Origin of the sequence: Streptomyces sp. NPDC021225 (assembly GCF_044332865.1) — a bacterium.
Classification (GTDB): domain Bacteria; phylum Actinomycetota; class Actinomycetes; order Streptomycetales; family Streptomycetaceae; genus Streptomyces.
This window is the reverse complement of sequence record NZ_JBIRPV010000011.1, coordinates 225745-251786: the sequence shown is the minus strand read 5'-3', so window position 1 is coordinate 251786 and position 26042 is coordinate 225745. Positions and strand designations below refer to the sequence as shown.

The 26042-nt window shown below is 70.4% G+C and carries 27 protein-coding genes and 1 pseudogene; 16 read left to right on the top strand and 12 right to left on the bottom strand.

Annotated features, from left to right (window positions below; genetic code table 11):
- Positions 1–45: 45 nt before the first annotated feature.
- The 7 genes from ACH4S9_RS36455 (at position 46) to ACH4S9_RS36425 (ending at position 4918) form a co-directional block, all read left to right on the top strand.
- Positions 46–306 (top strand): hypothetical protein, encoded by a 261-nt coding sequence (locus tag ACH4S9_RS36455; RefSeq protein ID WP_385347333.1) that lies wholly within the window; start codon positions 46–48, stop codon positions 304–306.
- A 98-nt stretch (positions 307–404) separates the two neighbouring features.
- Complete coding sequence (locus tag ACH4S9_RS36450; protein WP_014178208.1) at positions 405–680, top strand: hypothetical protein; 276 nt, start codon at positions 405–407, stop codon at positions 678–680.
- 529 nt (positions 681–1209) lie between these two features.
- On the top strand, positions 1210–2448 hold the full coding sequence (locus ACH4S9_RS36445; RefSeq protein ID WP_398375847.1) for a PP2C family protein-serine/threonine phosphatase: 1239 nt from the start codon (positions 1210–1212) through the stop codon (positions 2446–2448).
- A gap of 620 nt (positions 2449–3068) precedes the next feature.
- Entirely contained in the window at positions 3069–3422 is a 354-nt protein-coding gene (locus ACH4S9_RS36440) for a DUF6247 family protein (RefSeq protein ID WP_398375846.1), read from the top strand.
- On the top strand, positions 3419–3682 hold the full coding sequence (locus ACH4S9_RS36435; protein ID WP_398375844.1) for a hypothetical protein: 264 nt from the start codon (positions 3419–3421) through the stop codon (positions 3680–3682). Before ACH4S9_RS36440 ends, ACH4S9_RS36435 begins: the two co-directional genes overlap by 4 nt.
- Before the next feature lie 550 nt (positions 3683–4232).
- On the top strand, positions 4233–4634 hold the full coding sequence (locus ACH4S9_RS36430) for a DUF6247 family protein (RefSeq protein WP_385347349.1): 402 nt from the start codon (positions 4233–4235) through the stop codon (positions 4632–4634).
- Positions 4631–4918, top strand: a complete 288-nt coding sequence (locus ACH4S9_RS36425; protein ID WP_398375842.1) for a hypothetical protein — start codon at positions 4631–4633, stop codon at positions 4916–4918. Before ACH4S9_RS36430 ends, ACH4S9_RS36425 begins: the two co-directional genes overlap by 4 nt.
- An 845-nt stretch (positions 4919–5763) precedes the next feature.
- Here the strand turns inward: ACH4S9_RS36425 and ACH4S9_RS36420 are convergent.
- The 3 genes from ACH4S9_RS36420 to ACH4S9_RS36410 form a co-directional block, all read right to left on the bottom strand.
- Positions 5764–6843, bottom strand: a complete 1080-nt coding sequence (locus tag ACH4S9_RS36420; protein ID WP_398375841.1) for a hypothetical protein — start codon at positions 6841–6843, stop codon at positions 5764–5766.
- A gap of 61 nt (positions 6844–6904) precedes the next feature.
- Entirely contained in the window at positions 6905–7471 is a 567-nt protein-coding gene (locus tag ACH4S9_RS36415) for a TIGR03086 family metal-binding protein (RefSeq protein WP_398375839.1), read from the bottom strand.
- Positions 7472–7793: 322 nt separating this feature from the next.
- Complete coding sequence (locus ACH4S9_RS36410) at positions 7794–8726, bottom strand: helix-turn-helix transcriptional regulator (protein ID WP_311728487.1); 933 nt, start codon at positions 8724–8726, stop codon at positions 7794–7796.
- Between the two features lie 322 nt (positions 8727–9048).
- Here ACH4S9_RS36410 and ACH4S9_RS36405 point away from each other — a divergent pair, with 322 nt between their 5' ends.
- Positions 9049–9726 carry a DUF4232 domain-containing protein gene (locus tag ACH4S9_RS36405; protein WP_398375837.1) on the top strand — a complete coding sequence of 226 codons (678 nt, stop codon included), beginning with the start codon at positions 9049–9051 and terminating at the stop codon, positions 9724–9726.
- A gap of 99 nt (positions 9727–9825) precedes the next feature.
- On the top strand, positions 9826–10572 hold the full coding sequence (locus ACH4S9_RS36400) for an FG-GAP repeat domain-containing protein (RefSeq protein ID WP_385347325.1): 747 nt from the start codon (positions 9826–9828) through the stop codon (positions 10570–10572).
- 56 nt (positions 10573–10628) lie between these two features.
- Here ACH4S9_RS36400 and ACH4S9_RS36395 read toward each other — a convergent pair whose 3' ends face one another.
- Positions 10629–11948, bottom strand: a complete 1320-nt coding sequence (locus ACH4S9_RS36395) for a hypothetical protein (protein WP_385347323.1) — start codon at positions 11946–11948, stop codon at positions 10629–10631.
- 166 nt (positions 11949–12114) lie between these two features.
- Between ACH4S9_RS36395 and ACH4S9_RS36390 the strand changes: the two genes are divergently transcribed.
- A complete protein-coding gene (locus ACH4S9_RS36390; protein ID WP_398375929.1) occupies positions 12115–13275 on the top strand; it encodes a lactate 2-monooxygenase in 1161 nt (386 codons plus the stop codon).
- Positions 13276–13465: 190 nt separating this feature from the next.
- Complete coding sequence (locus tag ACH4S9_RS36385; protein ID WP_398375836.1) at positions 13466–14155, top strand: DUF4232 domain-containing protein; 690 nt, start codon at positions 13466–13468, stop codon at positions 14153–14155.
- Between the two features lie 7 nt (positions 14156–14162).
- Here the strand turns inward: ACH4S9_RS36385 and ACH4S9_RS36380 are convergent.
- The 3 genes and pseudogenes from ACH4S9_RS36380 to ACH4S9_RS36370 all read right to left on the bottom strand — a co-directional run bounded on the left by ACH4S9_RS36380 (position 14163) and on the right by ACH4S9_RS36370 (position 15685).
- Positions 14163–14614, bottom strand: a pseudogene (locus ACH4S9_RS36380) (hypothetical protein).
- A gap of 96 nt (positions 14615–14710) precedes the next feature.
- Positions 14711–14872 (bottom strand): hypothetical protein, encoded by a 162-nt coding sequence (locus tag ACH4S9_RS36375; protein ID WP_385347319.1) that lies wholly within the window; start codon positions 14870–14872, stop codon positions 14711–14713.
- A gap of 78 nt (positions 14873–14950) precedes the next feature.
- Positions 14951–15685: a hypothetical protein gene (locus ACH4S9_RS36370; RefSeq protein WP_398375835.1), complete on the bottom strand. Its 735-nt coding sequence runs from the start codon at positions 15683–15685 to the stop codon at positions 14951–14953.
- Between the two features lie 247 nt (positions 15686–15932).
- Here ACH4S9_RS36370 and ACH4S9_RS36365 point away from each other — a divergent pair, with 247 nt between their 5' ends.
- Both ACH4S9_RS36365 and ACH4S9_RS36360 read left to right on the top strand, forming a co-directional pair.
- Positions 15933–16787: a class I SAM-dependent methyltransferase gene (locus ACH4S9_RS36365; protein ID WP_398375833.1), complete on the top strand. Its 855-nt coding sequence runs from the start codon at positions 15933–15935 to the stop codon at positions 16785–16787.
- A 256-nt stretch (positions 16788–17043) separates the two neighbouring features.
- Positions 17044–17733 carry a glycoside hydrolase family 11 protein gene (locus ACH4S9_RS36360; RefSeq protein ID WP_311728496.1) on the top strand — a complete coding sequence of 230 codons (690 nt, stop codon included), beginning with the start codon at positions 17044–17046 and terminating at the stop codon, positions 17731–17733.
- On the opposite strand, the gene ACH4S9_RS36355 is transcribed toward ACH4S9_RS36360, so the two are convergent.
- Positions 17723–18538 carry an AraC family transcriptional regulator gene (locus ACH4S9_RS36355; RefSeq protein ID WP_398375831.1) on the bottom strand — a complete coding sequence of 272 codons (816 nt, stop codon included), beginning with the start codon at positions 18536–18538 and terminating at the stop codon, positions 17723–17725. The genes ACH4S9_RS36360 and ACH4S9_RS36355 overlap by 11 nt on opposite strands.
- A 76-nt stretch (positions 18539–18614) precedes the next feature.
- On the opposite strand from ACH4S9_RS36355, the gene ACH4S9_RS36350 reads away from it, so the two are divergent.
- Positions 18615–19046, top strand: coding sequence for a DUF2000 family protein (locus ACH4S9_RS36350; RefSeq protein WP_398375829.1), 432 nt, complete (start codon positions 18615–18617; stop codon positions 19044–19046).
- Positions 19047–19067: 21 nt separating this feature from the next.
- Positions 19068–19589, top strand: coding sequence for a hypothetical protein (locus ACH4S9_RS36345; protein ID WP_398375827.1), 522 nt, complete (start codon positions 19068–19070; stop codon positions 19587–19589).
- Here the strand turns inward: ACH4S9_RS36345 and ACH4S9_RS36340 are convergent.
- Genes ACH4S9_RS36340 through ACH4S9_RS36330 form a run of 3 tightly spaced genes read right to left on the bottom strand, consistent with a single transcriptional unit; the run spans position 19566 to position 22759 of the window.
- Positions 19566–20630 (bottom strand): FecCD family ABC transporter permease, encoded by a 1065-nt coding sequence (locus tag ACH4S9_RS36340; RefSeq protein ID WP_398375825.1) that lies wholly within the window; start codon positions 20628–20630, stop codon positions 19566–19568. The two genes, ACH4S9_RS36345 and ACH4S9_RS36340, sit on opposite strands and share 24 nt — an antisense overlap.
- A gap of 14 nt (positions 20631–20644) precedes the next feature.
- Complete coding sequence (locus ACH4S9_RS36335) at positions 20645–21658, bottom strand: FecCD family ABC transporter permease (RefSeq protein ID WP_398375824.1); 1014 nt, start codon at positions 21656–21658, stop codon at positions 20645–20647.
- 33 nt (positions 21659–21691) lie between these two features.
- Positions 21692–22759, bottom strand: a complete 1068-nt coding sequence (locus ACH4S9_RS36330) for an ABC transporter substrate-binding protein (protein WP_398375823.1) — start codon at positions 22757–22759, stop codon at positions 21692–21694.
- Positions 22760–23049: 290 nt separating this feature from the next.
- Here ACH4S9_RS36330 and ACH4S9_RS36325 point away from each other — a divergent pair, with 290 nt between their 5' ends.
- Entirely contained in the window at positions 23050–25293 is a 2244-nt protein-coding gene (locus tag ACH4S9_RS36325) for a PQQ-binding-like beta-propeller repeat protein (protein WP_398375821.1), read from the top strand.
- On the opposite strand, the gene ACH4S9_RS36320 is transcribed toward ACH4S9_RS36325, so the two are convergent.
- The gene (locus ACH4S9_RS36320) at positions 25271–26041 is read right to left on the bottom strand and encodes a sulfite exporter TauE/SafE family protein (protein ID WP_311728503.1); all 771 of its coding nucleotides are present in this window, start codon (positions 26039–26041) and stop codon (positions 25271–25273) included. The genes ACH4S9_RS36325 and ACH4S9_RS36320 overlap by 23 nt on opposite strands.
- Position 26042 lies beyond the last annotated feature (1 nt).

Below are 26042 nucleotides of genomic sequence, written 5' to 3'. Positions count from 1 at the left end.
GGCCCCACGCCCACCGCCAGGTCCTCCTGATGAAACGAGGTCACCATGCAGCCACCCGAATCACCCTCGCCAGGGCGCGCCGAGGTGCGTATCGTCTCCGCGTCCCCCGAGGCCGCCCGTCAGGTCGCCGAGGTACTCCGTCGTTGCTTCGCCGGCGCCGAGCAGCGCAGCTACCCTGCCGGCGCCGACGGCGGAACCCGGCTCCATCTCACCGTGGACACCAGGCACACGGCAGGGCCGGCGCGGTCCTGGCTGCTAGCAAGTCAGTCCTCCGGACAAGACCGCACGCAGACGGATGAAGTCTGAAGCGATGCCCCTCAACGGGTGCGGGCAGGGCACCGCCGCCCCGTGTCCATGCACTCCTCGCACTCCTCGTCGGTGCCCTGCACGTGTGGACGGCAACCATGGCAACACTGCGCGAGCGGAAGAACTACCGCGAAGCGATCATGAAGGCTCTGTACGAGGCCGTGGAAGGCAATCGCCTCCTCGGCATCACCGGGGCGAAGCTGCGCGACGAGCTCCAGGTCCCTGAGCAGGATCTGGCGGCCGCCTGCGCATACCTGGCGGGCGAGGGGCTCATCACAGTCGACTGGGCACGAGGAAATACACCCGCGATGGCCACACTGACGCACCAGGGGATCCGGCTGATGGAGGGCGAAGAGGAGGAGGAACGTGGCTGACGGGGGCGGGGGGCCTTCCGCCCAGGCGCCGCATTACCCAAAAAGTCTGCGATGCCGGAAAAACACCCCAGGCATAACATGGTGAGTGGGCCGGTGCACTCTCACGTGCAACCGTCCCGAAAGGGCGGCCCCGGTGTGTTTACGCCGGGGCCGTTGTGTCGCCGCCGGCGCGACGGCAGGGAGCAGGGCAATATCCACGAGGTGATCCTCGCTCTGCCTGCGCCTCGACGGTGCGAGCACCTCTACAGGCCAAGGAACAGGACACGGTGCCGATGGCTGTGCAGCTCACGGCGATCTTCAGAGTGCGTCGCTGGGCTGATGCGGTAACCACGGCAAGGCGCCTCCGGCGGGGCGCGCGCATTGCTCTTCGGCCGCCTCAGGCACCGGTCGCGCTACGGCGACCTGGCGGCAGGTGTCGCAGACCCTCATGTGCGCGATGCTGGGGGTGGAGGAGGCAGCAGGACCGAAATGCGGCGAACAGCGCTGAGGCTCGCCTCTGTGTGAGGCGCTGCGGCGAAACGAGGTCGCTATGACGGAAGGTGAACGGGACTTCCGTAAAGTCACCGTGGATCGGTCAGAGGGATTCGGTGAGCGGCTGCTGGGTGTGCTGCTGGACCGGGCTCACGAGATGCCGCCCCAGCTGATCGCCCCGCTGGTCGCGGAGGAAGTGGGCAGGATCGGCGGGCGGGACGTCTCGATCCTCCTTCAGGACTACGACCAGCTGATGCTGGCTCCCCTGCCGGGCATGAGACTCGTGGTCGGGGAGCCCGAGCGGATCGACGATTCTCAGGCCGGCAGGGCTTTTCTCAGCGCGGCGATGGTGGAACAGCCGCAGGCCGATGGCGTACGGATGTTCCTGCCGCTCCTGGACGGCAGCGACGTGGTGGGGGTGCTGGCCGTCACCCTGAGCACCGTCGATGACGACGACCGGCGGTTGCTGCGGCGCCTGGCCGGCCTGGTCGCCGACATGTTGGTCACCAAGAACAGCTATACCGATCAGTTCTTCCAGGCCCGGCGCCGTGAGCCGATGAGCCTGGCCGCGGAGATCCAATGGTCGCTGCTGCCCCCGCTGACCATGGTCACCCCGCAGGTCGCGGTGGCCGGAATCCTCGAGCCCGCCTACGACGTCGCGGGTGACAGTTTCGACTACGCCCTGAACGACAACATCCTGCACGTGGCCATCATCGATGCCATGGGTCACGGGCTGGACGCCGCCGTGCTGGCCACCGTCGCCATCGGCGCCTACCGGCACGCCAGACGCACCGACGTCGGCCTCGCCGACCTGTACATGTTCATGGACACGGCCATCGACAAGCAGTTCGGGCCCGACCACTTCGTCACGGCGCAGATGCTGCGCCTCGATATCGGAACCGGCCACCTGCAATGGGTCAACGCCGGGCACCCGGCACCCCTGCTGATCCGTGACCACCACGTCGTCCAGGCGCTGGAGAGCCCGGGCACCCTGCCCGTCGGCTTCGGCGGCGCCATCCCGCAGATCAGCGACCAGGCGCTGTCCCGCGGCGACCGGATCCTCTTCTTCACTGACGGTCTCATTGAGGAGCACCGCACCGGCGAAGAGCAGTTCGGCGAGGAGCGACTGCTCGACTTCGTGGACCGCGCGGGGTGCGTGGGCGAAGGCGTACAGGAAATGGTACGCGGCCTGTCCCACACCCTGATGCGAGAACGCGGCGGGGTCACCACCGACGACGCGACGCTCCTCCTGATCGAGTGGTGCGGCGGCACCGCCGACCATCTCGTCACGGTGTAAGCATGACCAGCAGGTTCCCCCCTGGCTCCGCGGGCGGGGCGTGGTGGCCCGACGCCACGCCCCCACAGGGGCTCATCGCGGCCTCGCCCCACCCCACCGCACCCGCCCCGACGCTGCTTCGGCCCCCAGCGTTGGTCTCAGCGGCTACCGGAGCGTTCGCCCCTGGGCACCCAGGCGCGGAGACAGCCACGGCAGCTGGACGCGGCGCTCGGGTTTGCCTCTGCAAGGCCGGCCTCGGGCCGGGTGGGCTTGCAGGCGATGCATCCCGCTGAACCGACGGAAACGAAGAACCTTCTGCGCATCCGCTGGCCTCGTGCCCTATCCATGCCCTTAGCAGCAGTCAGCAGCGGTCAAAAACGGCGCAACCAAGCCCCGCGCACACGCCCTTTTGGCCACGTTTTCCCTGGTCAGCCGCACCACAGCCCCGGAGAGTGTCATTGATTCCCAAGCTCAGAGCGCGGGTTCGATCCAGGCGCAACGCGGTCACACTTGGGCCAAAGCGATCGAGACGCGTCGGGTGTTGTGTGGCGGACGAGGCGCGGGCGTAGGCTCAACCCAGCGACCGCAACAACGGCCAGGCTCATGATGATCACGCAGACCGCCGCCCAGGAGACGTTTCGATGACCGAACAGCCTTCTGCCCCCGACGGGCCCCTGATCCCCATGCCAGCGCTCACTCCAGCAGCACTCCGCGCAGCGGTCGCCCAGATCGCCCCCGCCCAGCTGCCGTCTTTCGTCGAGCACCTCGACCGCGCGGTCGAACAAGCCGCCGCCCAGAGCACCATCGCTCCGCTGCGCACCTTCTTGCAGTGGTGGGGCGAGTTCGTCGCCATTCAGCGCTACCCGGCCCGCGCCGCACGCCTTCGCGAGCTGGAGGCCGTAGCGCAAGAAGCCACCGACCGCGAGACCCTTCGCTCCGCACTCTCCGAGATCCACCAGATCACAGACCTGGCCCACCACGAGATCTCCGCGTGAGCGATACCTGGACCTGGGACTACGACCCCGATGCTGAGCATGTCGTAGGCGGCCTGCCTCACGAAGTCGTGGCCGAGGTAGAGCGTTTGGCTGAGCAGCTGACGGTCCTGGGCCGCGACGCAGTCGATGTCGGCCGCGGAAATGCGCACGGCGGAGGTCTGCGGACACAGGACATCTTCGGAGGACGTGGCTTCTTCATGTTCATGGCGCTGGAACGCCTCGAGCTGGTTGTGATCACTCGCGTCACATGGCTCGGCTGATCAGTCGCTACGGCACAAGCCTGCATGCGATCGGCCTTTGGCTGCCGCAAGGCGAGCCAGGGCAGGTGCGGCGCAGCCCGGCCGGGAAAGCGTCCGCCGCACCAGATGCGCACCAGATACGGCGGTCAACAGCGGTCAATTACGGGTGCCTGGTGGGCCTACCGAACAGCCGACGGCACCAGATTACGCAGGTCAGCGACGTGCTTAGGGCTGATCACCCAGTGATTCCCAAGCTCAGAGCGCGGGTTCGATTCCCGTCACCCGCTCCACGACGAAGGCCCAGGTCAGCGACCCGGGCCTTGCTTGTTGTCTAGACCTCTCTGTAGCCCCCGTGCCCGTTGCGTGCCAGATCAGGCGCTAGGCATGCCGACCGGTCGCCTTGCCGGGCCGACTCCTCCCCCTCTCAGCCAAGACGGCTTGCCGCCGTTAAAGTGGCGGCGGTCAGCAGCCCGCCGAGTGAGCTGAAGCGGACCATCTCCATGCGCACGAGAGGGACGAACACGTACCGTAGGGCGCACAGCGGACCTGCCGATCCTCACTGGAGACCGCGATGACCACGCAGCCCGAACATCCGATGCACGACATCGCCGACAGTGATCCGGAAGCTCACCGCATCGCCCAGCCGGCCAGCACGCCTGAGGAACTGCGCGCTGCTCTTGCGCTGATCGCCCCGGACGCACTGCCGACATTTGATGCCGAGCGCGCCGCGGCACTCCGGCAGTCCCGAGAGCAGGTGAGCGCGGCACCCATGCGTCGCTTCGTCGGGCAGTGGGCCGTCTACGTGGCCGTCGAGCGCCACCCGGCCCGAGCCGCCCGCCTGCGGGCGCTGGAAGCCCGTGCGGCCGAGACCGACGATATCCACGAGGCTCGCGAACTTGCGGCGGAGATCGGTCGCATCCTTGACACAGCATGCGCTGAAGCCGGCATCGACCAGGAGCAGGGAGCAGCGTGAGCGACCGGGACCAATGGCGTTGGGAGTATGACCCGGACGCCGAGATCGTGTCGGGCCTGCCCCCGCAGGTGGTCGCCGAGGTTGAGCGCCTCGCGGGAGAGATGGTTGCACTGGCCGACGTCGGCGTTGACGTCACGGATCTCGGTCAAGGACCGCGACGGGGTGTGCCAGGCGGAGTGCGGCGCATCCCCCTGCTCGTCGACGGCTGGTTCTACGCGCTGCCCCTCCCCCGTCTGCGCCTCATCGCGATCACGCGAGTGATCCCCCCATTCTCCGATCTTTAGCGGGTGAACAGATCTCGCTTCGAGGGACTGGACCCCAGCGCGGACTGATCGGCAGTGCGCCAGGTTCCGCACCAGAAGCGCACCAGATGGAGCGGTAAACAGCGGTCAATGCCGGGTACTGCGGCAGGCGTGGCCGCTTGCCCACAGCGCCCATTCGCGCTGGTCAACGGCATAATCCGTGCTGACGGCCCCGTGATTCCCAAGCTCAGAGCGCGGGTTGGATTCCCGTCACCCGCTCCACACACGGCAGAGCCCCAGGCCATCGGCCCGGGGCTCTGCCGTTGCTCGGGGCCGCTGGCCCCTCTGGCGACTCGCGACAACGCACCAGAACCCACCCCAACGCGATCACGCTTGGGCCAGAGCGATCGAGACGCGTCGGGCGTTGTGTGGCGAACGAGGCGCGGGCGTAGGCCCAGCCCAGCGTCCGTACCAACGGCCAGGCTCACGATGACCACGTAGACCACCCGCCAGGAGACGTTCCGATGACCGAGCAGCCCCCTGCCCCCGACGGGCCCCTGAGCCCCATGCCGGCGCTCCCTCCGGCAGCACTCCGGGCAGCGGTTGCCCAGATCGCCCCCGCCCAGTTGCGTTCCTTCGTCGAGCACCTCGACCGCGCAGTTGAACAAGCCGCCGCTCAGAGCACTATCGCTCCGTTGCGTACTTTCCTGCTGTGGTGGGGAGACGGAGTACGCCGCGCGGCCATCACGCGGTGATGACCGTGTGATGCCGATCTTCTCGCCCCGCAACGACGCCGCATGGCACCGTCTCGCATCCGACGCGGAAGTCCTGATACCGCAGGTCGTGGGAGTGGCGACCGCAGGTCGTCCGGGGGAACGGCTGCCGGCTCAATCGGTCTTGACGGGGGTCAGGCTGAACCCGTCGTTGGGCTTGCCCGCAAGGAGGTCGGCCAGCCCGCCGCTGAGCGCGTACGTCGTCCCGTCCGGTCCCGCGGTCACGTCGCTGGTGACGGGATCCTCGACGGTGTCGGTGACCTTCACCGTGGCCTTCTTCCAGCCGTCACGGGGCTCCACACGCTGGATCTGGGCGGGCTTGCCGGTCAGCAGACCGCTGCTGACCGCCGCGATCGAGCCGTCCTTCAGGAGCCGCATGCCGGCCGTGGGGGACCCCAGGGGCGCGGAGAGCTTCACCTCCTGCGCCTTTTCGGGATGTTTGACGGGCACCCGTACCAGGGAGCCGTCGGCCATGGCGATGATCAGGTGGTTTCCTTCCACCCACTCCACCGCTGTCATGCCCACATCGTTCAGGAAGTCGGGAATGTCAAGCGTGCCCTTGAGCAGGTCGTTCTGCAGAAATACCGAGGCGCGGCCCTTGCGGTCGATGCGGAACACCGTCGGGGTCAGCTCGTCGACGGCGTACGCGGTGCCGTCGGGCGCCACCGTCACGTCGGAGATCAGGTGCTGCTTGCCGTCCAGGGTGACCGCGGTCAGATCGACGCACCAGTCCTGCTTCCCGCTCTCCAGGTCGTAGCTGCCCACACCGGCGACGCGGAAGGGGGCGTTCTTCCTGGAACGGTCGGCAGTGCCGTAGTCCACATTGCTGACCAGGATGCGGTCCCGTTCGCGGTCGACGAGGACGGCCTGCGCCGACACCATTTCCGGGTCGTCGATGAGGGTGCGCACCTTTCCGTCAGGACTGACGGCGGAGACCGTGCCGCGCTTCAGCGACCCGGCGAGGAACGTGTTCGACCGCGCGTCGAAGTCCAGCGAGTGCGGGAACACGTTCGAGCCGTCGGCCTTGATGGCGCTGGGCTTCTTCTGCTCGGCCTGCTCGGCCCGGGTCTGCTCGGCGCCGGATGTGGAGCCGGATCCGGCAGACGAACCGTTCGCGGCCAACGCCGTTCCGGTGGCCACGGCAGCGACAAGTGCTGCGCTCGCGATGGCGATGTTCAGCTTCGTCTTCTTCATTGTTGTCCTTGTTCCTCGAGAGGGTTGCGGCCGGCGTGTACTGCGGTGACCTGCGTGAGGGTCACTCGGTGATGTCGCGTCCGAGCAGTGCGGCCAGCCGGTCGAGTGCGGGGGCGTCTTCCGGAGCGGTCCGGGACGGCGCGAACGGAGCGCCCGGTCCAGACGGCATCTGTGCCGTGAGGCCGCGGGCGAACTCGGTCTCCCGCTCGACCGTGGCCTCGTCGAACAGGGCCTTCTGGCCGATGGCCCGGGCCAGATCCCAGCCGTGCACCAGGTGCTCGATGGTCTGCAGATGCAGTGCCACAGCGCCGGGCACCTCACCGATCGGGGCCCGCACCGTGCGCTCCAGCGCTCCCGGCCGCTCGAAGGCGGCCACCAGGGCGGCGGCCGATGTCCGGAACGCCTTCTTGAGCGCTTCCGGAGCGGGGTCGAGCGCCGGCCGGGGCGGCTGCGCCCCCATCACGACGGCGAACGTGTGCTGGCCCAACAGCAGATGGTCGACCATCTGCTGGACGTTCCAGTCGGTGCAGGGCGTGGGCGCGCTCCACTGCTCCTCCTCCACGGCCTCGACCAGGTGGGCGATGGTGTCGATGACCCCGGCGAAAGCCGTGACGGGTGTGGTGGACATGGGGAACCTCCAGGAGGGGTCAAAGGGTGACTGTGCGGGCCTCTGCGGATGTTCTCCGCGATGGAAGGGGGGAGCCGGCTACGCGCCCCGCCCAAGATCAATGTCGGCGTGTGTCCGCCCATCGCGTGCGAGCGCCGAATGCGTGATGCCGGCGGGCGGGGACACAGGGGAGAGGAAAGAGGGGCGGCAGTGTCATCGGCGGCCGGAAAGCGTGCGTGACGAGGCCCCCGGGGCGCTCCCCGACAGCCTCGGGCCGGAGGCTGTCGGGTGATGTCGGGCGGACTGTGGCTTTGTGACGGCCAGATGACCGGATACGGCCGGATCAGGGGTGTACGGCAGGAACGATGTGTGCGGGGGTGCCGGCGGCAGGGCGGGCGGTCGCCGACATGTCCGCGGCGGGCTGGAGGGTCTGGTTGAGCAATCGCAGTGCCGCCTGGTCGGCGGAGCCGGGCGCCGCCGTCACCACCACCAGCCGGATCCCTTGCCCCCGGGGCACCGGGAGCGAGTGCTGACACACGTCCAGCTCCCCGACCATCGGATGGCGCATCCGGTACTCGTTCAAGCCCCAGGCGCGCACCCGGTGCTGAGCCCACAGCGTGGCGAAATGCGGGCTGCGCATCGTCAGCTCGCCGACGAGGGAGGCCAGATGCGGATCGTCCGGATACTTGCCGACCGCCTGCCGCAGTTTGCCCACCACATCCCGTGCTTTCCTGGGCCAGTCCACGTACAGGTCCCGCGTGTGGGCGTCCAGGAATACCATCCGGGCGGTGTTGGGTCGCGTGGCCGCTTGATCCGGGCTGTCCGGGGCCAGATGCCCGGCGAACAACGCATGCCCGGTGCGGTTCCACGTCAGGACGTCCGAGCGCTGGCCGAGGACCACCACGGGTGAGTCCCCGAAGGCATCCACCAGTTGGCGTATCGCCGCGGTGACACGCTCGGCGGGGAGCCGGCGACGGCTCTGCCGGACGTCACCGGACAAGGTGTGCAGGTGGCGCCGCTCCGCGTCATCCAGCCGCAGAGCCGTGGCCAGCGCGTCGAGGACCTGCGGCGAGGCGTTGAGCGACAGCCCCTGTTCCAGCCGGATGTAGTAGGCCACGCTGACGCCGGCCAACTGGGCCAGTTCCTCACGCCGCAGCCCCGGCACCCGCCGCCGGTCGCCGTAGTCCGGCAACCCCACGTCCGCCGGCTTCAACTGAGCCCGGCGCCGGGACAGGAACTCACCGAGGAGGGATTTGCCGTGCGCTGTCTCATCCATGCGACCGAGTATGGACAGGCTCTCTCCATCTAGCCTGCCCCTGCGACTAGCAGGCGCGAAGCCGCCGAGCACCTGAATTGAATACGCAGCGCCATGCCGTCCCCCGACCATGGTTACGCGAGTGAAGCTGTCACCGTACGTGGCGCCGGTAAACGACCGATGGATGCGAACCAGACCCCCACCGAGTCGGCCCACGCGGGAGCGCCAACGCTTCGTTAGTGGCGCGTTAATGGGACGGTAGCCGCCACCGGCAAGGTGAGTGCCACACCGGGCGATACGTCGCTGTGTGCACTACTCCGCTGATGACGAAGAAGGTCCTCCCATGCTGATCGCCCGCCCCCGAGTCCGTATGTTCGCCGGTGCCGGGCTGCTGATGACTGCCGCGATGCTCGCCACCGCTTGGCAGTCCTCCGACGACGCGAGTGGTCAGTCCGGTGACTCGTCGGCCTCCGCCGTGGCTGCGGTTGCGGTTGCGGCTGACCAGGACACCGGCTCTGGCGCATCGATCAAGACCTTCGTCGCGCAGGACACAGGAACCCAGGATGGTGTCGGCGCCCACGTCGGCGACGGCGAGCGTGGCAACGTCGGGCAGGAGTGCGGGGCCAACGACATTTCCTGGAGCACCAGGTCCGAGTCACAGGCCGGCGGATACATCCTGATCATCGCGAAGGCCAAGCCCGGGATCACCTGCGTCCTGCCCGCCGAACTCCCCACCGTGGCCTTCGGATCGGACGGCACCGAAGCCGGCCCCGCCGAACAGGCCGTAGGCGAAGCGGTCACCCTCGGCAAGGGAACCACCGCCTACGCCGGAGTCAACCCCAAGACCACCAACGAAAACGGCGGCAAGGAACTCAACAGCATCATCATCGCCATCGGCGCCAAGGACCCCAACCCCGTCTCCCTGCCCGTCGACACCATCACCGTCGACAAGCCCATCGTCACCAACTGGCACACCTCCGCAGCAGACGCCGTCCCCTACGACGGCGGAACCGACCAGTAACCCAACGACAGCTGCCGTAGCTGCCCATGAGCGCTTCAGGCTTCGTTCAGCCGGCGTTACCAGCATCTCCCTCGCAGCAACAACGTTAGGAGTTCGTACATGCCTCGCAAACGCTCACTTCTGATCGCCGCCCCGATCGCGGCGGTCGCCTTGTCCCTGACCGTCGCCGGTTACCAGGCCGCTGCGGCCGGGTCGTCGCCCTCGGGCGGCGCAGAGCGGGCCGGCATGGCCGCCAAGGCGACGGGCCCGTGCCTGGCCGGCGCCACGACGCTGGTCGGCGATCTCGACGGTGACGGTCGCCCGGACAAGATCACGAATCCGGGGCACACCGGAACCAAGATGACGATCCAGTGGGGGACCGCGGACGGTTCGTTCGGAACGAAGCACGCCGTCAGCAAACTCCTGGGCGCGAAGACGGGGGAGGTCGCGTCCGCCGCGGTCGCCGACTTCCAGAAGGACGGCACCCTGGACATGGTCGTCAACATCGTCAAGCCGTCCGGCATCGACGACCCCTCGACAGCGCGCGTCGCGCAATACCGCCCCGGCCCGCTCAAGCGGGCGAACCTGAGCTCCGCCCACGCCCGGCACTCCGACATCGGCGACCACGGCGAGGTCCAGCAGCTTCGGATCGCCAACTACGGCGGCGACGCCTACCCGGACCTCGCGATCCTCAACAACAACGGTGACGGGCAACTGGATCGGGACGTGCGCCTGACGGACCCGAACAGCGGCCCAGGGGACTTCGACTACGAGCTGAAGACGAAGTACGGCGCGTTCGGGTCCACCGGCGAGCCGCCGTCCATGCCCAGCAACGGCTGGGCCAAGTTCTACAAGCCCTGCTCCTGACCACAACCGGCGCCGCCCGGCCCTCATCGGGTGGGCGGCGCCGAAGCGTGCGCACCTCAGCCGGGATGCGTATCGGGGCGCATGTCGACCCCCTCCAGTCGGGAGGTCGGGGGCAGTCGCTCGAGACGAGCCGTTCTTCGCCGACGCCCGTTGCTCTTCAGCAGAGGATCACTTCGCACAGGCGGCGCGCCGGGGGCCCCGCCGCTCCTGCGCAGCCGCTCGACCAGGAGGGGCAGCCCGACGACGACTATCAGCCACACCTGCACGTAGAGCCTGTCGCCCTCCATCGCCACCGGGTGGGCAACGGACGTCAGCAGGCCCGTACCGCCCACGGCGATCAGGCAGAGCGCGATGGGCACCGAGCGGCTCATCGCGCCCCAGACGCCCAATGCCAGGAGGAAGAGCAGGGAGGGAGCCAACGCCTCTCCCTGTAGCCACTGCCACCAGTAGTTGACATCGAGCCGGGCCAGTCGGCGCCATGGGTCGGCGACTTCGGCATACGTCCAGTGGAGGGAGAAGGTGTCCTGGAGCGAATCCTCCAATCCGGGCAACCGGAGCGCCCGGCTCATCGCAAAGGCGACCAGGGACTCGAAGAGCGAGACGATGAGCAGGCAGCGCGTGCCCTTGTGCCGGGCCTGTGGAACGAACATCAGCGCCAACGCGCTCGCCGCCACCAGGCATGGCCCCACCAGGGCGAAGCTTGAGTACTTGACCGCGAAACCCAGCGCGAAGGCCGCCACGGACAGCAGAGCCCCCGCCACCCGCCGCCCCTGGCACAGCCACACCGCGCCGAGCAGCATGGCCACCATGAGGGCGATCATCGGCCCCTCCGTCATGGGCCGGCTGCCCCACAGCCCTATCGGCGTGACGTAGTACAGGCACTGACCGAGCCATGCCACCGGAGGCGGTGCACGCAGCGCGCGCAGGAGCACCAGGACCAGCAGCCCTCCGAGCGCCGTGAAACCCAGGGCAACCGCCGTCAGCCCCGCCTTGGCCCCCAAGAGCCGGACGAACGGCGCGGCCACCAGTGGATAGGCGAGGCGAGCATGGAAGAGCGCCTCGTACCGCGGATTGCTGGGGTTGAGGCCATCCGCGTGCTCAGTGAGGCAATCCTGGAACTCATAGCTGCGCACCGGGGCCCGGAACTCGATCTGATGCAGCATGCGGTTTCGCTGAAGCATGGCCGCCGTGTCCGCGCAGTAGGCCCGCAACGCTTTGTCCTGGGCTTTCCGGTAGGGGTCGCCCAAGAACTCGTACGCTGAGCGGGCGTAGCGGTATGAGTCATTGGAGAAGCGTGTGCCTGGATAGGCGAAGACATGCAACAACACAAAGACGACAACCGTCAGTAACGGGATGATCTTGTGTATTCGCATCACGAGACTCACCCTAAATGCGAACAAACAGGGCGACATCTCGAGTGGTCCACCAGGGTCTTCCTCTCAGATCTGAGCCAGAAACCCGCGTTGCGCTGCCCTCGTGCGTCACTCTCCCCTTGTGGACTTCGAGAGCCCGCACCCGGCGGGCGTGCAGGAGGACGGGATCATGGCTTTCGCCGACTACCAGAACGAGATCTACCTCGACGGGCTGCGCGGGGTGCTGCCGAACCTGCCCATGACCTCCGACGATCTGGAGCCGCTGGCCGAGGCGGCCATGCCGCCCGCGGTGCGCTCCTACGTGGCCGGCGGCGCGGGCAATGAATACACCCAGCGGGCCAACGTCACCGCGTTCGAGCAGTGGGGCCTCATCCCCCGCATGATGGTCAGCCCCACCCAGCGCGACCTGTCCGTCGACCTGTTCGGGATGCACCTGCCCACACCGCTGCTCATGGCCCCGGTCGGCGTGGTCGGTCTGTGCGCGCAGGACGGCCACGGTGACCTCGCCACCGCCCGCGCCGCCGCCCGTAGCGGCGTGCCGATGATCGCCTCCACCCTGACCGTCGATCCGATGGAGCAAGTCGCCGCCGAGTTCGGCGACACGCCCGGCTTCTTCCAGCTCTACACCCCCTCCGACCGGGAGGTGGCCGAGAGCCTGGTCCACCGGGCCGAGGCCGCGGGCTTCAAGGCCATCGTGGTCACCCTCGACACCTGGATCCCCGGCTGGCGGCCCCGTGACCTGGCAGCCAGCAACTTCCCCCAGCTCCGCGGCCACTGCCTGGCCAACTACACCAGCGACCCGGTCTTCCGCTCCCGGCTCGCCAAGGCTCCCGAGGACGACCCGACCGCGACCGTGATGCACTGGGCGACGATCTTCGGCAACCCCCTCACCTGGGACGACCTGCCCTGGCTGCGGTCGATCACCAACCTGCCGCTGATCCTCAAGGGCATCTGCCACCCCGACGACGTCCGTCGCGCCAAGGACGGCGGCGTGGACGGCGTCTACTGCTCCAACCACGGCGGACGCCAGGCCAACGGCGGCCTGCCCGCGCTCAACGCGCTGCCGGAGGTGGTCGAGGCCGCCGACGGTCTGCCGGTCCTGTTCGACTCCGGCGTCCGCACCGGGGCGGACGTCATCAAGGCCCTCGCCCTGGGTGCCACCGCGGTCGGCGTCGGCCGCCCCTATCTCTACGGCCTGGCTCTCGCCGGCACCGACGGCGTCGTCCACGTCCTGCGTTCCCTGCTGGCCGAGGCCGACCTGCTCATGGCCGTCGACGGCTACCCCACCCTCGCCGACCTGACCCCCGACGCGCTCCGCCGCCTCACCTGACCACCGCGGCAGCCCCGCTCAGAGCACCATCGCTCCGCCTTATGATCATGAAGGTACGCCCGTTGCCACCGCGGCAGCGCTGCGTTAGCGGCACGCCAACGAAACGATAGCGGCCGTCGGCAAGCTGACTACCAGACCGAGCGAAACGTCGCCGGGCGCACCGTTCCACTCATGACAAGGAAGTCTTCCCATGCGTACCACGCGCACCCGAGTCCGTACGTTCGCCGGTGCCAGTCTGCTGGTGGCTGCCGCGATGCTCGCCACCGCTTGTCAGAACTCGGACGACGCGAGTGGTCAGTCGGGTGACTCGTCTTCCTCCGCCAAGGCCGAGGCCGAGGCCGGCAAGGACACCGCCTCCGGCTCATCGACCGCAGGCAACAGCAACAGCGACAGCAACGGCAAGTCCTCCGGCACGAAGGGCGACGGCTCCGGCGCCGACGTCGGCAACGGCGAGAAGGCCGCAGTCGGGCAGGAGTGCGGGGCCAACGACATTTCCTGGAGCACCAGGTCCGAGACGCAGGCCGGCGGATACATCCTGATCATCGCGAAGGCCAAGCCCGGGATCACCTGCGTCCTGCCCGCCGAACTCCCCACCGTGGCCTTCGGATCGGACGGCACCGAAGCCGGCCCCGCCGAACAAGCCGTAGGCGAAGCGGTCACCCTCGGCAAGGGAACCACCGCCTACGCCGGGGTCAACCCCAAGACCACCAACGAAAACGGCGGCAAGGAACTCAACAGCATCATCGTCGCCATCGGCGCCAAGGACCCCAACCCCGTCTCCCTGCCCGTCGACACCATCACCGTCGACAAGCCCATCGTCACCAACTGGCACACCGACGCGGCGGACGCCGTCCCCTACGACGGCGGAACCGACCAGTAACCCGCAATCAGAGCGTTGAGCGGATGCGGCCCTGTCCGGCGGTGACGAGCCCGCCGGACAGGGCCCGCATGGCGCGCTCGACGGTCTCCTGGTTTTCGCCGACCGGAGCCACGTAGTCGATGACGTCGCGCGCGGCGGCCTCCCCGAGGGTGCGGGTGATCACCCACGCGGCGAGATACTGGGACGACGGGCAGCCGCCCGCCGTGGCGATGTTCCCCTCGGCGTGAAACGGCGCGTCCAGCACGGTGACGTCGCAAGCCTCGACATAGGGCCGGCTCTTGATGTCCGTGCAGGCGGGCATGGTGTCCAGCAACCCGAGCCGGGCGAGCACCAGCGCGCCCGAGCACTGCGCGCCGATCAGCTGTCGCGAAGGGTCGAGCGGCAGCGGTTGATCAACGCGGAGGCGATGAAGCTGTCGAGCTCGTTGAACCCGTCAAAGGTGACCACGGCGACCTGCATGGCAACTCCTCAAAGAACGGCAGCACTGGAAGCAGTCTGCCGGGGGTGCCGTGTCCAGGTCGCGGGCCAGATCTCCATCGGTGGCCATCGCGCCCGCTACTTGCCCCCGCCGACGGCGTCGACCGTGATGGCGGAGGGCGCCGCGTCGTTGGCGGTCGCGGTGTCCTGGCATGCCGCCAGCGCGAACGCTGCCACGGTGGCGACCACCGCGGCGGCGGCGACCTTACGGAGGTGGCGGAGTTCGGCATGGCATGACATGTGTCCCCCTGTTGTCGCGGGCTTCATCCCCGTCCTTCAGGGGCCGTGACAACAAGCCTGTTCGGCGGCGCTGACGATCTACTGCCGCCCGGCTAACGCGCCGCTAATTCGGTCGCGTTCGGCGATGCCGGTGCATAGGTTGAGCGGATGCCCGAGCCCAGCGAGAGCGAGAGCGACAGCGCCCGCGCCGCAGCCCTGAGGGAGCTGCTGGGCGTCGAGCGCTGGGAGCGGCTGGAGCCCTGGGCCGTGGCCCGGGTGCGGGTTCGAGGTGCGGATGTGGCGCCTTCCGTTGTCGTCAAGTGGGCCGAGGGCGGACCCGTCCAGGGGCGTGACGCCGGGTGGCGGTTGCGTACCGAGGTGGCCGCGCTCCGGTTTCTCCGGGACGACGTCGGGATCGCCCTCGCCCCTCGCGTCATCGCCGCCGACGCGGCGGCCGGGTTCGTGGTCCTGGAAGACCTCGCGCCGCGCACCACCCTGGACCGGCTGCTGCGGCGCGACGGAGCGGCGGCCCACGGCGACCGGCTGGCCGCCTTCGCCCGTGCCCTCGGTGAGCTGGGCGCGGCCACCGCCGGGCGGGCCGAGGACTACTACGCGCGCCGGGCCGGGCTGGGGCCGGTCGACCCCGCGGCCGACCGGGCCGGGCGGCTCGCCCCGTACCGCGACAGGGGGATCGAGCACGCCGTGGGACTCGGGGTGCCGCTGGAGGCCGGACCCGCCACCGAGATCGGCGCGGTGGTGGATGAGCTGGCCGCCCCGGGGCCGTTTCTCGCCCTCGGCAATGGGGACGCGGAAGCCAACAACGTCCTTCTGCATGCCTCCGGCCCGGCCGACGCCCGCCTCCGCCTGGAGCGGTTCGCCCTGCTGGACGCCCGCCCACCGGGCGACCGCAGCCGCCCCCAGCTCGTCGCCACCCTCGAAGCCACCGCGCCCTGCCCCACCTCACCGCCTGGCTCCAGCGCATCGCCGCCCTGCTGCGCGGCCGTTGGCCCGACGCCGACCAGGACTTCACCGACCTCGTGCGATTTCCGGCCTACCAGGCTCGGCACGCCCCTCAGATGTGATGGACGTGATGGACGGCTGGGAGTGGGACGACACCTTGTTCTCGGGCACGGCGGCCTACTACCGGCGCGGGAGGCTCCCGTACGCCCCCGGGCTGGCGGACGTGCTCGCCGAGGTGCTGCGGCTCGACGGGCGGGGGCGCCTCATCGACGTGGGATGCGGGCCGGGCACCCTGGCCCTGAGTCTGGCGCAGGTGTTCCATGAGGTGGTCGGGGTGGACCCGGACCGCGGGATGATCGACGAAGCCGGGCGCGGGGCCGCCGAGGCGGGGGTGGCCGGAAAGGCGCGGTGGGTGCGGATCCGGGCCGAGGATCTGCCCGCGGATCTCGGCTCCTTCACCGTGGCCACCTTCGCGCAGTCCTTCCACTGGATGGATCGCGACCTGGTGGCGGCGACCGTCAGGGGCATGCTCCGGCCGGGCGGGGCGCTGGTGCATGTCTCGGACTTGAAGACGGAGATCCGCAGCGTGGACGGTCTCCCGTATCCCGCGGTGCCCTATGCGGCGATCGACGAACTGGTCAGGCGCTATCTGGGGCCGGTCCGACGGGCCGGCCGGGGGGTGCTGCCGCAGGGAACGCCGGGTGGCGAGGCGGCGGTGCTCGCGCGGGCGGGGTTCTCCGGTCCCCGGCGCGTGGTCGTTCCCGGCGGGCAGGCGCTGGAACGCACGCCGGACGATGTCGTCGCGGGGGTGTTCTCGATGTCCTTCTCGGCTCCGCATCTGTTCGGCACGCGCCGTGATGCGTTCGAGGCGGACCTGCGCGGACTGCTGGGGGCGGCCTCCCCGGCGGGCCGGTTCTCGGAACGTCAGCCGAGCTCCGAGGTCTTCGTCTGGGGCAGGGACTCCGCCCCGTTGTGATCGGACAGCGTGATCCGGAATATCTCCGAAAAGTTTTCGGTATATCGGCTCGAATCCTGGCCCACGGCACTGGGGTTTTCGTTATTCGTCTTGAATTGATCAATGTGTCGACCCCGCCACCAGGTGAAATGCTTTTTCAGAAGATCCCTGATCAAGTCCGGCCTTCCGGAACCCTTGCGGAAACTGTTGACACCCCATGGAGCCGGTTCAACACTGTCGGCATCAACGGCCCGTCAGCTTCATGAGGAGGAGCATCATGCACGAGGACGACGCCCCCGCCCGCCCGACCAGCCGCAGAGGCTTCATCGGCCGGGCCGGCGCCCTGGCACTGGTCACCTCCGGGTTGATGGTCCCGGGCACCGCGCGCGCCGACACGACGATCACCACCAACCAGACCGGCACCAACAACGGCTTCTACTATTCGTTCTGGACCGACGGCGGTGGCTCGGTCTCCATGACCCTGGCGTCCGGCGGCAGTTACCGGACCTCGTGGACCAACTGCTCCAATTTTGTCTGCGGTAAGGGCTGGAGCACCGGCGGACGCAGGAATGTGAGCTACTCGGGCAGCTTCAATCCGTCCGGCAATGGATATTTAGCGCTCTACGGGTGGACCTCGAATCCGCTCGTGGAGTATTACGTCGTCGACAGCTGGGGCACTTATCGGCCCACGGGCACGTACAAGGGCGCGGTCACCAGTGACGGCGGTACGTACGACATCTACCAGACGACGCGCTACAACGCGCCCTCCGTCGAGGGCACTCGGACCTTCAACCAGTACTGGAGCGTCCGGCAGTCGAAGCGCACGGGCGGGACCATCACCACGGGCAACCACTTCGACGCATGGGCCCGTTCCGGAATGGGCCTCGGCACGTTCAAGTACTACATGATCCTCGCGACGGAGGGCTATCAGAGCAGTGGGAACTCCAGCCTGACGGTCAGCGGATGACCGTCGTGACGACGGCGTTCCGGGCGTAGCGGCCCGGGGTGACGCCCACAAACCGCTTGAAGTGCCTGGTCAGGTGCGACTGATCGTAGAAGCCCACCGCGGTGGCCACCTCCGCGGGCGGTCGGCCGTCGAGGAGCAGCCGTCGGGCGTGGTCGACGCGCCGGGACATCAGGTACTGGTGCGGGGCGATCCCGAAGGCCGTGCTGAACGCCCGGACCAGATGGGTGGGGTGGGCGGGCACCAGCGTGGCCGCCTCGTCCAGGGTCATGCCGTCGAACAGCCGCTCGTCGAGGAGTTCCCGCAGGCTGTGGGCCACGCCCGGGTCGGAGTCGGGCGGGGTGGCGGCGAGCCGGGGCAGCAGGTGTCCGCGCAGCCGCTCGCCGATCAGGGCGAGACGGCTGGCCGCCTCCAGTTCGTCGCCGGGCCGCGTCAACGCCGCGTGCAGCTGCCCGATGCGGCGGCGCAGGAGCGGGTCGACGATGTCGGGGTGGTCCACCGCCGGGCCGATGAGGCCCTCGTCCAGCTGGGACAGGTCCAGGTAGAGGACGCGTTTACGGAAACCCTGCGGGGTGGCGGGCGAGCCGTTGTGCGGGACCTGCGGGGGCAGCAGGGACACCGTGTCGTGCGGGGTGCCGCACTCGCGGCGGTTCAGGTCGTAGCGGACCGCGCCATTGTCGACGATCAGCAGCGTCCACACGTCGTGGACGTGCATCGGGTACGCGTGCTCGGTGAAGTGGGCGTGGAAGACCTCCACGACGCCCGGCACCCGCGGGCGCCACGCGGACACCTCGTGCCGGGACACCATGCAAGAAACGTACAAGACGGTACGGCGGGGTGCTCGGCAGCCTCGGAGCATGACGAGCACGACAAGCATGACGACCATGACGACTGAGACCACGCCCGTACGATTCGACACCAAGATCGCCGTGGTGCTGCGGGAGGACCTGCCGACCTGGCAGCGGCTGAATGTGACCGCGTTCCTGGTCAGCGGCCTCGGCTCGGAGCTGCCCGAAGTGATCGGCGAGCCGTACGCCGACGCCGACGGCACCGCCTACCTGCCGATGTTCCGCCAGCCCGTCCTGGTCTTCGAGGGGACGAAGGAGACGCTGACCGCGGCGCACACCCGCGCCCTGTCCCGCGCGCTCCCCCGGGCCGTGTTCACCTCCGACCTCTTCGCCACCGGCAACGACCGGGACAACCGCGCGGCGGTGCGGGCGGTGCCGAAGGACCAGCTGGATCTGGTGGGGCTCGCCGTGTACGGGCCGCGCAACGCGGTCGACAAGGTGCTCAAGGGGGCCCGTATGCACCCCTGAGCGCCGCGTACCGTGGCGCGGGTGGGCAACGTGTTCGGGGGGTTCGGGGGCGGCGGTGGCGGCGGGCTCTCGCTGTCCAACGGGGGGACGGATGTCTTCCTCGACGTCCTGACACTCGCCGTCTCCGATCTCGCGCGCGACCCGTGGGACTTCCGCTTCGCCGCCCTCCTGACCCTTCAGGACCAGAACGTCATGGGGCGGGGCGCCGTCGGATTCGACCTGGAGGAGATCGACTGGGGGGCGACCCGCGCCGAGCGGGCCCGGGCCAAGGACTTCGTGGGGCGCGTCGTCGACCTCGCGCTGCGCCGGCACCGCTGGGACGAGCTGGGGTACGAGCCGCCGTTCGCGGAGGGGTATCTGCGGCGGTTCAGGGCCATGGTCGAGGCGTTCGACCCGGCCGACGCCGTACGCGGCCATGGCGGTGTCTTCCCCGGGCCGGACGGAGCCGCGGTCGCCTCGTGCGTACCGCACCGGGTGCTGAGCGCCCTGCCGTACTGGGACGGCTGCCGCTTCTGCCGTTCAGCGGCGGGTCAGGAGCCATAGGAAGTACGGGCCCCCGACCGCCGCGGTCAGGGCGCCCGCCGGGATCTCCAGCGGGGGCAGCGCGGTGCGGGCGGCCAGGTCGGCGAGGACGAGGGTGACGGAGCCGGTCAGGGCCGAGGTGGCGAGGGGAAGGTGGGGGGTGCGGGTGAGGCGGCGGGAGAGCTGGGGGGCGGTGAGGGCGATGAAGCCGATCGGGCCCGCCGCCGCCACGGCCGCCGCGGCGAGCAGGGCGCCGAGGGCGGTGAGCCCGAGGCGGACGCGGGCCACCGGGACGCCGAGCCCGGCGGCCGTGTCGGGGTCGAGCCCGGTCACCCGCAGCGCGCGGGCGGCGACCACCAGCGCGGGCAGCGCCAGCAGCAGGGCCAGCGCGAGCGGCTCGGCCTCCGCCCAGCCACGGCCGTTGAGACTGCCGGTCAGCCAGAGCTTGACCTGCTCGGCCTGGGACGGCTCGCTCTCGCTCGCGTACAGCTGCACGACCGCGGAGAGCGCCACCCCGATCCCCGTCCCGGTCAGCACGAACCGGCCCGAGTGCGCCGTTCCCCCGCGCCAGGCGAGTACGTAGACGAGGGCGGCCGCGGCGAGCCCGCCGACGGCGGAGACCAGCGGGAGGGCGCCGGGCGAGGTGACCAGGCCGGTGGCGAGCGCGGTCACGTTGGCGGCCGCCGCGCCGTGGCTGACGCCGATGACGTCGGGGCTGGCCAGCGGGTTGCGGGTGACGCTCTGGATGAGCGCTCCGGACAGCCCGAGCGCGGCGCCGACCAGGGCGCCCAGCACGGCCCGGGGGACGCGGAGTTCGCCGACCACGAGCGCGTCCCGGCTGGGTTCGCCGCGCAGGATCCGCCAGACCTCGCCGGGCGGGACGAACGGCTGACCGACGCAGGCCGCCGCGACCAGCGCGCCCGCAAGCAGCACCAGCAGGATGGCGGCGACCAGCAGCGAGCGGCGGTGCAGGGTGATCGAGTACGGGCCGCGGCGCAGCACGAGCGTTCCGCTCGCCCGGCCTGGCCCCGGGTCGCGGCGCGTCCCCGGTGCCGCGCTCACCCCGCTCTCCCCGCTCACCCCGCCACGCCCCTGCGTCGTACGAGCGCCACCAGCACCGGCGCCCCCACCAGCGCCGTCATCACCCCGGCCGGGACCTCCGCCGGGGCGAGCACCACGCGGCCCGCGACATCGGCGGCCAGCAGCAGGCTCGCGCCGAGCAGCGCGGACAGCGGGAGGACGAAGCCGTAGCCGCCGCCGCTGCCCCGGGCGAGGCGGCGGGCGAGATGGGGCGCGGCCAGGCCGACGAAGGCGACCGGGCCCGCGGCGGCCACGGCGGCGGCCGTCAGCAGGGCCGCGCCGAGCGCCGCCGTGACGCGGATCAGCCCCACGCGGTGGCCCTGCGCGCGGGCGGTCTCGTCGCCGAGGAGGAGCGCGTCCAGGCCGCGGGCGCGGGCGACGACGATCAACGCGCCGACGGCCAGGAACGGCAGCATCTGGGTGACGGTCCCGCTGTCGCGCCCGCTGAGGGAACCCACCTGCCAGAAGCGGTACTGGTCCAGGGTCGCGGAGTCCGCGGTCAGCAGGACGGAGGTGGCGCCGGCCACCATCGCGGACAGCGCCGTCCCGGCGAGCGCCAGCTTGACGGGCGTGGCCCCGCCCCGGCTGCGCAGCGCCACCAGGTACACCAGGCAGGCGGCGGCGATCGCTCCGCCGAAGGCGTACCAGACATAGCCGTTGAAGCCGCCGGCCAGCCCGGACACGATGGCCAGCACGACCCCGGCCGAGGCGCCCTGGCTGAGCCCGAGGATGCCCGGGTCGGCGAGCGGGTTGCGGGTGATGGCCTGGAGCGCGGCGCCCGCCAGGCCGAGCGCGGCCCCGGCGGTGACCCCGACCGCGGCGCGCGGCACCCGCAGGGTCCGTACGACCAGCGCGTCGGGGGTGGCGCCGCCGTGCAGCAGGGCGTCCCAGACGGTGGCCGGGGGGATCGGGCGGGTGCCGACGGCGATGCTGGCGGTGACCGCGGCGAGGGTGAGCGCGCCCGCGGCGAGCAGCCACCCGAGGCGGGTACGGACGGGCCGGGCACGCACGGGCCGGGTACGGAGAGGAGGGGCCACTGGGCGCTACTCGGACGTGCCGCCGAGCGAGTCGGCCAGTTCGTCGGCGACCAGACGGGCGGCGGTGGGACCGGCGTTGAGGTACCAGGCGTCGTCGTCGACCCGGACCGCGTGTCCGGCCTTGACCGCCTTGAGCGACTTCCACAGCGGCCCGGCCAGCACGCTGCCGGCGTCCGTCTTCGCCGGGTCGCCCTGGACCGAATAGAAGATCCAGCCGCCGTCGGCGATGTCGATCCGCTCGGCGCTGATGTCCTGTGAGATCGCCCGGAACCGCTGGGACGCGGGCCGGGACAGGCCCATGTCCACGGCGATGGATCCGGTGAAGGAGGAGACGCCGAACATCCGGGTCCGGTCGGCGGTGAAGCGAACCATGGATACGCCGGCCGCGCCGGACACACCGTCCGCGGCGGCCTTCTTCTCGTAGGCGTCCAGGACTTTCCGCGCCCGCTCGCCCTTGCCGACGGCCGCGCCGACCAGCAGCAGGTCGCGCTTCCAGTTGATGCCCTGGCCCTGGGTCAGCACGGTGGGGGCGATCTTCGACAGCTTCGGATAGAGCGCCTTGAGGCTGGCGTTGGCCAGGATCAGATCCGGGCGGGCCGCGGAGAGGGCCTCCAGGTTCGGCGCGTTGCGCGTGCCGACGTCGGTCATCTCGGCCAGCCGCTCGCGCCGGTCCGGGAACGCGGTCCGCAGATAGCCGGGGACCAGCCCGCCGTTCTCGGCGCGGGTGGCGGCGGTCGGGGTGACGCCGAGGGTCAGCAGGTCGTCCAGCTGCCCGGTGCTCAGGACGGCGATCCGGGCGGGGGCCTTCTTGACCTCGGTGGTGCCGACGACGTGCTTGACGGTGCGCGGGAAGGTGCCGTCCGGCTCCTCGGCGCCCATGCCGGGGGCCAGTCGGCTGGGGGCGGCCGTCGGGCCGGTCGACGCGCCCGCCACCAGGTTGCGGGATCCCTTGTCGGTGCCGTCCGCGCCGCCACCGCCCGTGGAGCACCCGGCCAGCAGTCCGCCCACGACGGTCACGGCCATGGTCACGGCCACGGCCGGCAGGGCCCTGGCCCCGGCTCTGCGCACACGCACAACAAACCCCTCCTCGCATTAGGTAAGGCTTACCTTAACGTGCGCCACCAGCCGTTTCGTGGGGTGGGTGGGGTCGGCGCGGCACCGGAGGTCTCGGCGGGGAGTCTGTCCGAACAGGGGGTGACCCCCGGCCGAGCGCAGTGGGCTAACGTCTCACTAACGCCTCACTGACGCGGCACGTCGGCGGTTCGGGCGTGGCCGACCGGTCACGCGGGCCCGCCGGCCCTAACCTGGTTGCCTGGCAAAGCCGTTCGGGCGGGACGAAACGGGAGAAAGAGGATGGGCGAGCGATGCCGCTGAGCGCCGGGGACCCTGAATCCATAAGCGGCTACACCCTGACCGACCGGCTCGGCGCGGGCGGCATGGGCGTCGTCTATCTCGGGCGCTCGGACTCGGGGCGGCAGGTCGCGGTCAAGCTCGTGCACGAACAGTACGCGCAGGACGAGGAGTTCCGGACCCGCTTCCGGCAGGAGGTCGCGGCGGCCCGCAAGGTGAGCGGGGCGTTCACCGCCCCGGTGGTGGACGCCGATCCGGACGCCGCGCGGCCCTGGATGGCCACGCTGTACGTGCCCGGCCCCACCCTGAGCGAGGTCGTACGCGAGAAAGGCCCGCTGGGCGGGCGGGATCTGCGGCGGCTGGGGCTGGGTCTCGTCGAGGCGCTGCGCGACATCCACAAGGTCGGGGTGGTGCACCGGGACCTGAAGCCCTCCAACATCCTGATGGCCGGGGACGGTCCGCGCGTCATCGATTTCGGCATCTCGCGCGCCGCCGACAACCAGACGCTCACCGTCACCGTCGGGAGGGTGCTGGGCACCCCGCCCTTCATGTCGCCCGAGCAACTGCGCACACCCCGGGGCGTCACGGCAGCCTCGGACGTGTTCTCGCTGGGGTCGCTGCTGGTGTACGCGGTCACGGGCACCGCGCCGTTCGACTCCGACAGCCCGTACGTGTCGGGCTATCAGGTGATGTACGAGCACCCGACGCTGGCCGGGGTCCCCAGGCCGCTCGCGGCGATCGCCGAGCGCTGCCTGGACAAGGACCCGGCGAAGCGGCCCGATCTGACCGAGCTGCACCGCATGCTCGACGCGCTGCCCGACTTCCCCGCCGCGGACCGCTCGACCGTCAAAAGGCCGAACGCCGAGGGCCCGGACGCCGAAGGCGCCCTCCAGGCCCCGCCGCCACCGCCCCCGCTCCCCGGCAAGCCCGCCGCCGGGCGGCGGCGCCGACGGCTGATCCTCACGGTCATCGGCGCGACCCTGGCCCTCGCCGGGCTGACCGTCGCGGCGGTGATGTTCGCGACGGACTCGCCCTCGCCGGACACGACGCAGCCCACCGCGTCCACGCCATCCGCGGCGCTGCCCAAGGGCTGGCAACCCTGGCGCACGTCGCTGAGCGTCACCACGTCCGGCCCCCAGATGGGCTACCAGAAGTCCGGGTGTGTGTCCGACGCCACCACCCTGTACTGCGGCGGAACGGGCTTCACCATCGCCGCGGTGGACGCCGCCACCGGTCGCGTCCGGTGGCGGTGGGGAAACTCCCCGCAGCAGGCGCGGCCGATCGGGGTGCGGGACGGGGTCGTCTACGCCTACCGGGAGTCTGGGGGGCGGGGCCGGCAGGTGGTGGCGCTGGACGCCGACACCAAGAAACAGCGGTGGACACAGCAGATGAGCGGGTCCGGATCGGCGGTCCTGTTCCCCGGCGGGGTGCTGACGCTGGCGGACGGGGAACAGGAGTTCATCGCGTACGGGACGTCGGGTCGGCAGCTGTGGCGGTCGCCGGCGCTCGCGGGGAAGTTCTGCGATCCGACGGTGCTGGGCGGCGTCCCGTACGCCCTCTGCTCACCCATCGACGATTCCGGCCTGGCCGTCGAGGGCCCGTACACCCTGCTGCGCCTCGACCCCGCTGACGGCACCCCGCACGAACTCGCCACCCTCCCCAAGAAGTCGCTGCTCCTCGGCGCCTTCCGCGACCAGCCCGTGTTCCTCGTACCGCAGACCGCGAAAGACGTGTACGACGAGGGGTACGTGCGGCCGTACAACGCCCTGATCCGCGTGGACCCGCGCACCGGCGAGACCGAGCGGACCGCACTGTCCCACACCATGTACGGCTCGGCCACCGTGCTGAACGGCGTCGTCTACTTCGTCCAGGACAACGGGGCGGTCAGCGCCGTGTCCGCGGACACCGGCCGGAGGCTGTGGCGGAGGTCGACGGACGTCGAGAGCCTGTCCGCGCCGGTGAGGTCCGAGAAGTACGGACAGCTGTACTTCTCCAACCGCTTCGGCCGGTTGCTGGCGCTGAACACCAGGACCGGGGCGGAGGCGTGGCGCATCACGGCGCTGAACGACGTCGGGGTCGGGGGTGTGGCCGTCCCGCCGAGCGTGATGCTCGTCAAGGACGAGATCGTGGCCACGGCCGGGTACACGGCGTTCTCCGTGCGCGCGGACCGGCCCTCGGCCCGGCTGTCGGCCCAGCCCTCGTCGGGTGAGCCCTCGAGTGAGGCCTCGGACTCGCCTACCCCTGGTACCAGAGGCTGACCGCGAGGCCGAGGCCGGCCAGGGCTATGGCGATGCGCAGCGGGGTCTCGGGCAGCCGCCGTACGATCACGGGGCCCACCCAGCTGCCCAGGAGGGCGCCGACGCCGAGCGCCACGGCGGCGCCCCAGTGCACGGGCGCGACGAAGGCGTAGGCCACCGCGGCGGTGATGTTGGCCGCGCCGGTGGCGATGTTCTTGACGGCGTTGGTGACCGGGAGCGGCTCGCCCGCGGCGGCGGTGAGCGAGAGCACCGCCAGCATCAGCACGCCGGAGGCCGCGCCGAAGTAGCCGCCGTACAGGCCGACCAGCAGGACCGCGGCGGCGATGGGGAGCGTGGGGCGGGCGGCGGAGCCGAGGGCGTGCGCCCGCGAGGTCACCAGGCGGCGCAGCGGGTCGCGGACCAGGATCAGCACCGAGCCGAGCGCGATGAGCCACGGCACGACGGCCTCGAAGGCCGAGGACGGGGTGGAGAGCAGCAGCGCGGCCCCCACCGCGCCGCCGAGCGCGGAGAGGACCGCGAGCCGCAGCAGACGGTCGCGCTGACCGCGCAGTTCGGTCCGGGACCCGGCCGCGGTGCCCACCGTGTTGGAGAACAGCGCGACCGTGTTGGTCACATTGGCCGCCACCGGCGGCAGCCCCGCCGCGAGCAGCGCCGGGTAGCTGAACAGCGAGGCCAGACCGGCGATCGAGCCGGCGAGCCCCGAGGCCACGCCGGCCGACACCAGCAGTGCCGAGGAGCCGATTCCCATC

What these genes read in the sequence shown, in the direction of transcription:
- ACH4S9_RS36410 (WP_311728487.1), bottom strand. Translation starts at nt 8,726, where the DNA reads ATGGATGAGACAGCGCACGGCAAATCCCTCCTCGGTGAGTTCCTGTCC.
- ACH4S9_RS36405 (WP_398375837.1), top strand. Translation starts at nt 9,049, where the DNA reads ATGCTGATCGCCCGCCCCCGAGTCCGTATGTTCGCCGGTGCCGGGCTG.
- ACH4S9_RS36400 (WP_385347325.1), top strand. Translation starts at nt 9,826, where the DNA reads ATGCCTCGCAAACGCTCACTTCTGATCGCCGCCCCGATCGCGGCGGTC.
- ACH4S9_RS36350 (WP_398375829.1), top strand. Translation starts at nt 18,615, where the DNA reads ATGACGACTGAGACCACGCCCGTACGATTCGACACCAAGATCGCCGTG.
- ACH4S9_RS36325 (WP_398375821.1), top strand. Translation starts at nt 23,050, where the DNA reads ATGCCGCTGAGCGCCGGGGACCCTGAATCCATAAGCGGCTACACCCTG.
- ACH4S9_RS36385 (WP_398375836.1), top strand. Translation starts at nt 13,466, where the DNA reads ATGCGTACCACGCGCACCCGAGTCCGTACGTTCGCCGGTGCCAGTCTG.
- ACH4S9_RS36375 (WP_385347319.1), bottom strand. Translation starts at nt 14,872, where the DNA reads ATGTCATGCCATGCCGAACTCCGCCACCTCCGTAAGGTCGCCGCCGCC.
- ACH4S9_RS36365 (WP_398375833.1), top strand. Translation starts at nt 15,933, where the DNA reads ATGGACGTGATGGACGGCTGGGAGTGGGACGACACCTTGTTCTCGGGC.
- ACH4S9_RS36390 (WP_398375929.1), top strand. Translation starts at nt 12,115, where the DNA reads ATGGCTTTCGCCGACTACCAGAACGAGATCTACCTCGACGGGCTGCGC.
- ACH4S9_RS36355 (WP_398375831.1), bottom strand. Translation starts at nt 18,538, where the DNA reads ATGGTGTCCCGGCACGAGGTGTCCGCGTGGCGCCCGCGGGTGCCGGGC.
- ACH4S9_RS36450 (WP_014178208.1), top strand. Translation starts at nt 405, where the DNA reads ATGGCAACACTGCGCGAGCGGAAGAACTACCGCGAAGCGATCATGAAG.
- ACH4S9_RS36420 (WP_398375841.1), bottom strand. Translation starts at nt 6,843, where the DNA reads ATGAAGAAGACGAAGCTGAACATCGCCATCGCGAGCGCAGCACTTGTC.
- ACH4S9_RS36430 (WP_385347349.1), top strand. Translation starts at nt 4,233, where the DNA reads ATGACCACGCAGCCCGAACATCCGATGCACGACATCGCCGACAGTGAT.
- ACH4S9_RS36320 (WP_311728503.1), bottom strand. Translation starts at nt 26,041, where the DNA reads ATGGGAATCGGCTCCTCGGCACTGCTGGTGTCGGCCGGCGTGGCCTCG.
- ACH4S9_RS36440 (WP_398375846.1), top strand. Translation starts at nt 3,069, where the DNA reads ATGACCGAACAGCCTTCTGCCCCCGACGGGCCCCTGATCCCCATGCCA.
- ACH4S9_RS36415 (WP_398375839.1), bottom strand. Translation starts at nt 7,471, where the DNA reads ATGTCCACCACACCCGTCACGGCTTTCGCCGGGGTCATCGACACCATC.
- ACH4S9_RS36360 (WP_311728496.1), top strand. Translation starts at nt 17,044, where the DNA reads ATGCACGAGGACGACGCCCCCGCCCGCCCGACCAGCCGCAGAGGCTTC.
- ACH4S9_RS36370 (WP_398375835.1), bottom strand. Translation starts at nt 15,685, where the DNA reads ATGCAGAAGGACGTTGTTGGCTTCCGCGTCCCCATTGCCGAGGGCGAG.
- ACH4S9_RS36455 (WP_385347333.1), top strand. Translation starts at nt 46, where the DNA reads ATGCAGCCACCCGAATCACCCTCGCCAGGGCGCGCCGAGGTGCGTATC.
- ACH4S9_RS36445 (WP_398375847.1), top strand. Translation starts at nt 1,210, where the DNA reads ATGACGGAAGGTGAACGGGACTTCCGTAAAGTCACCGTGGATCGGTCA.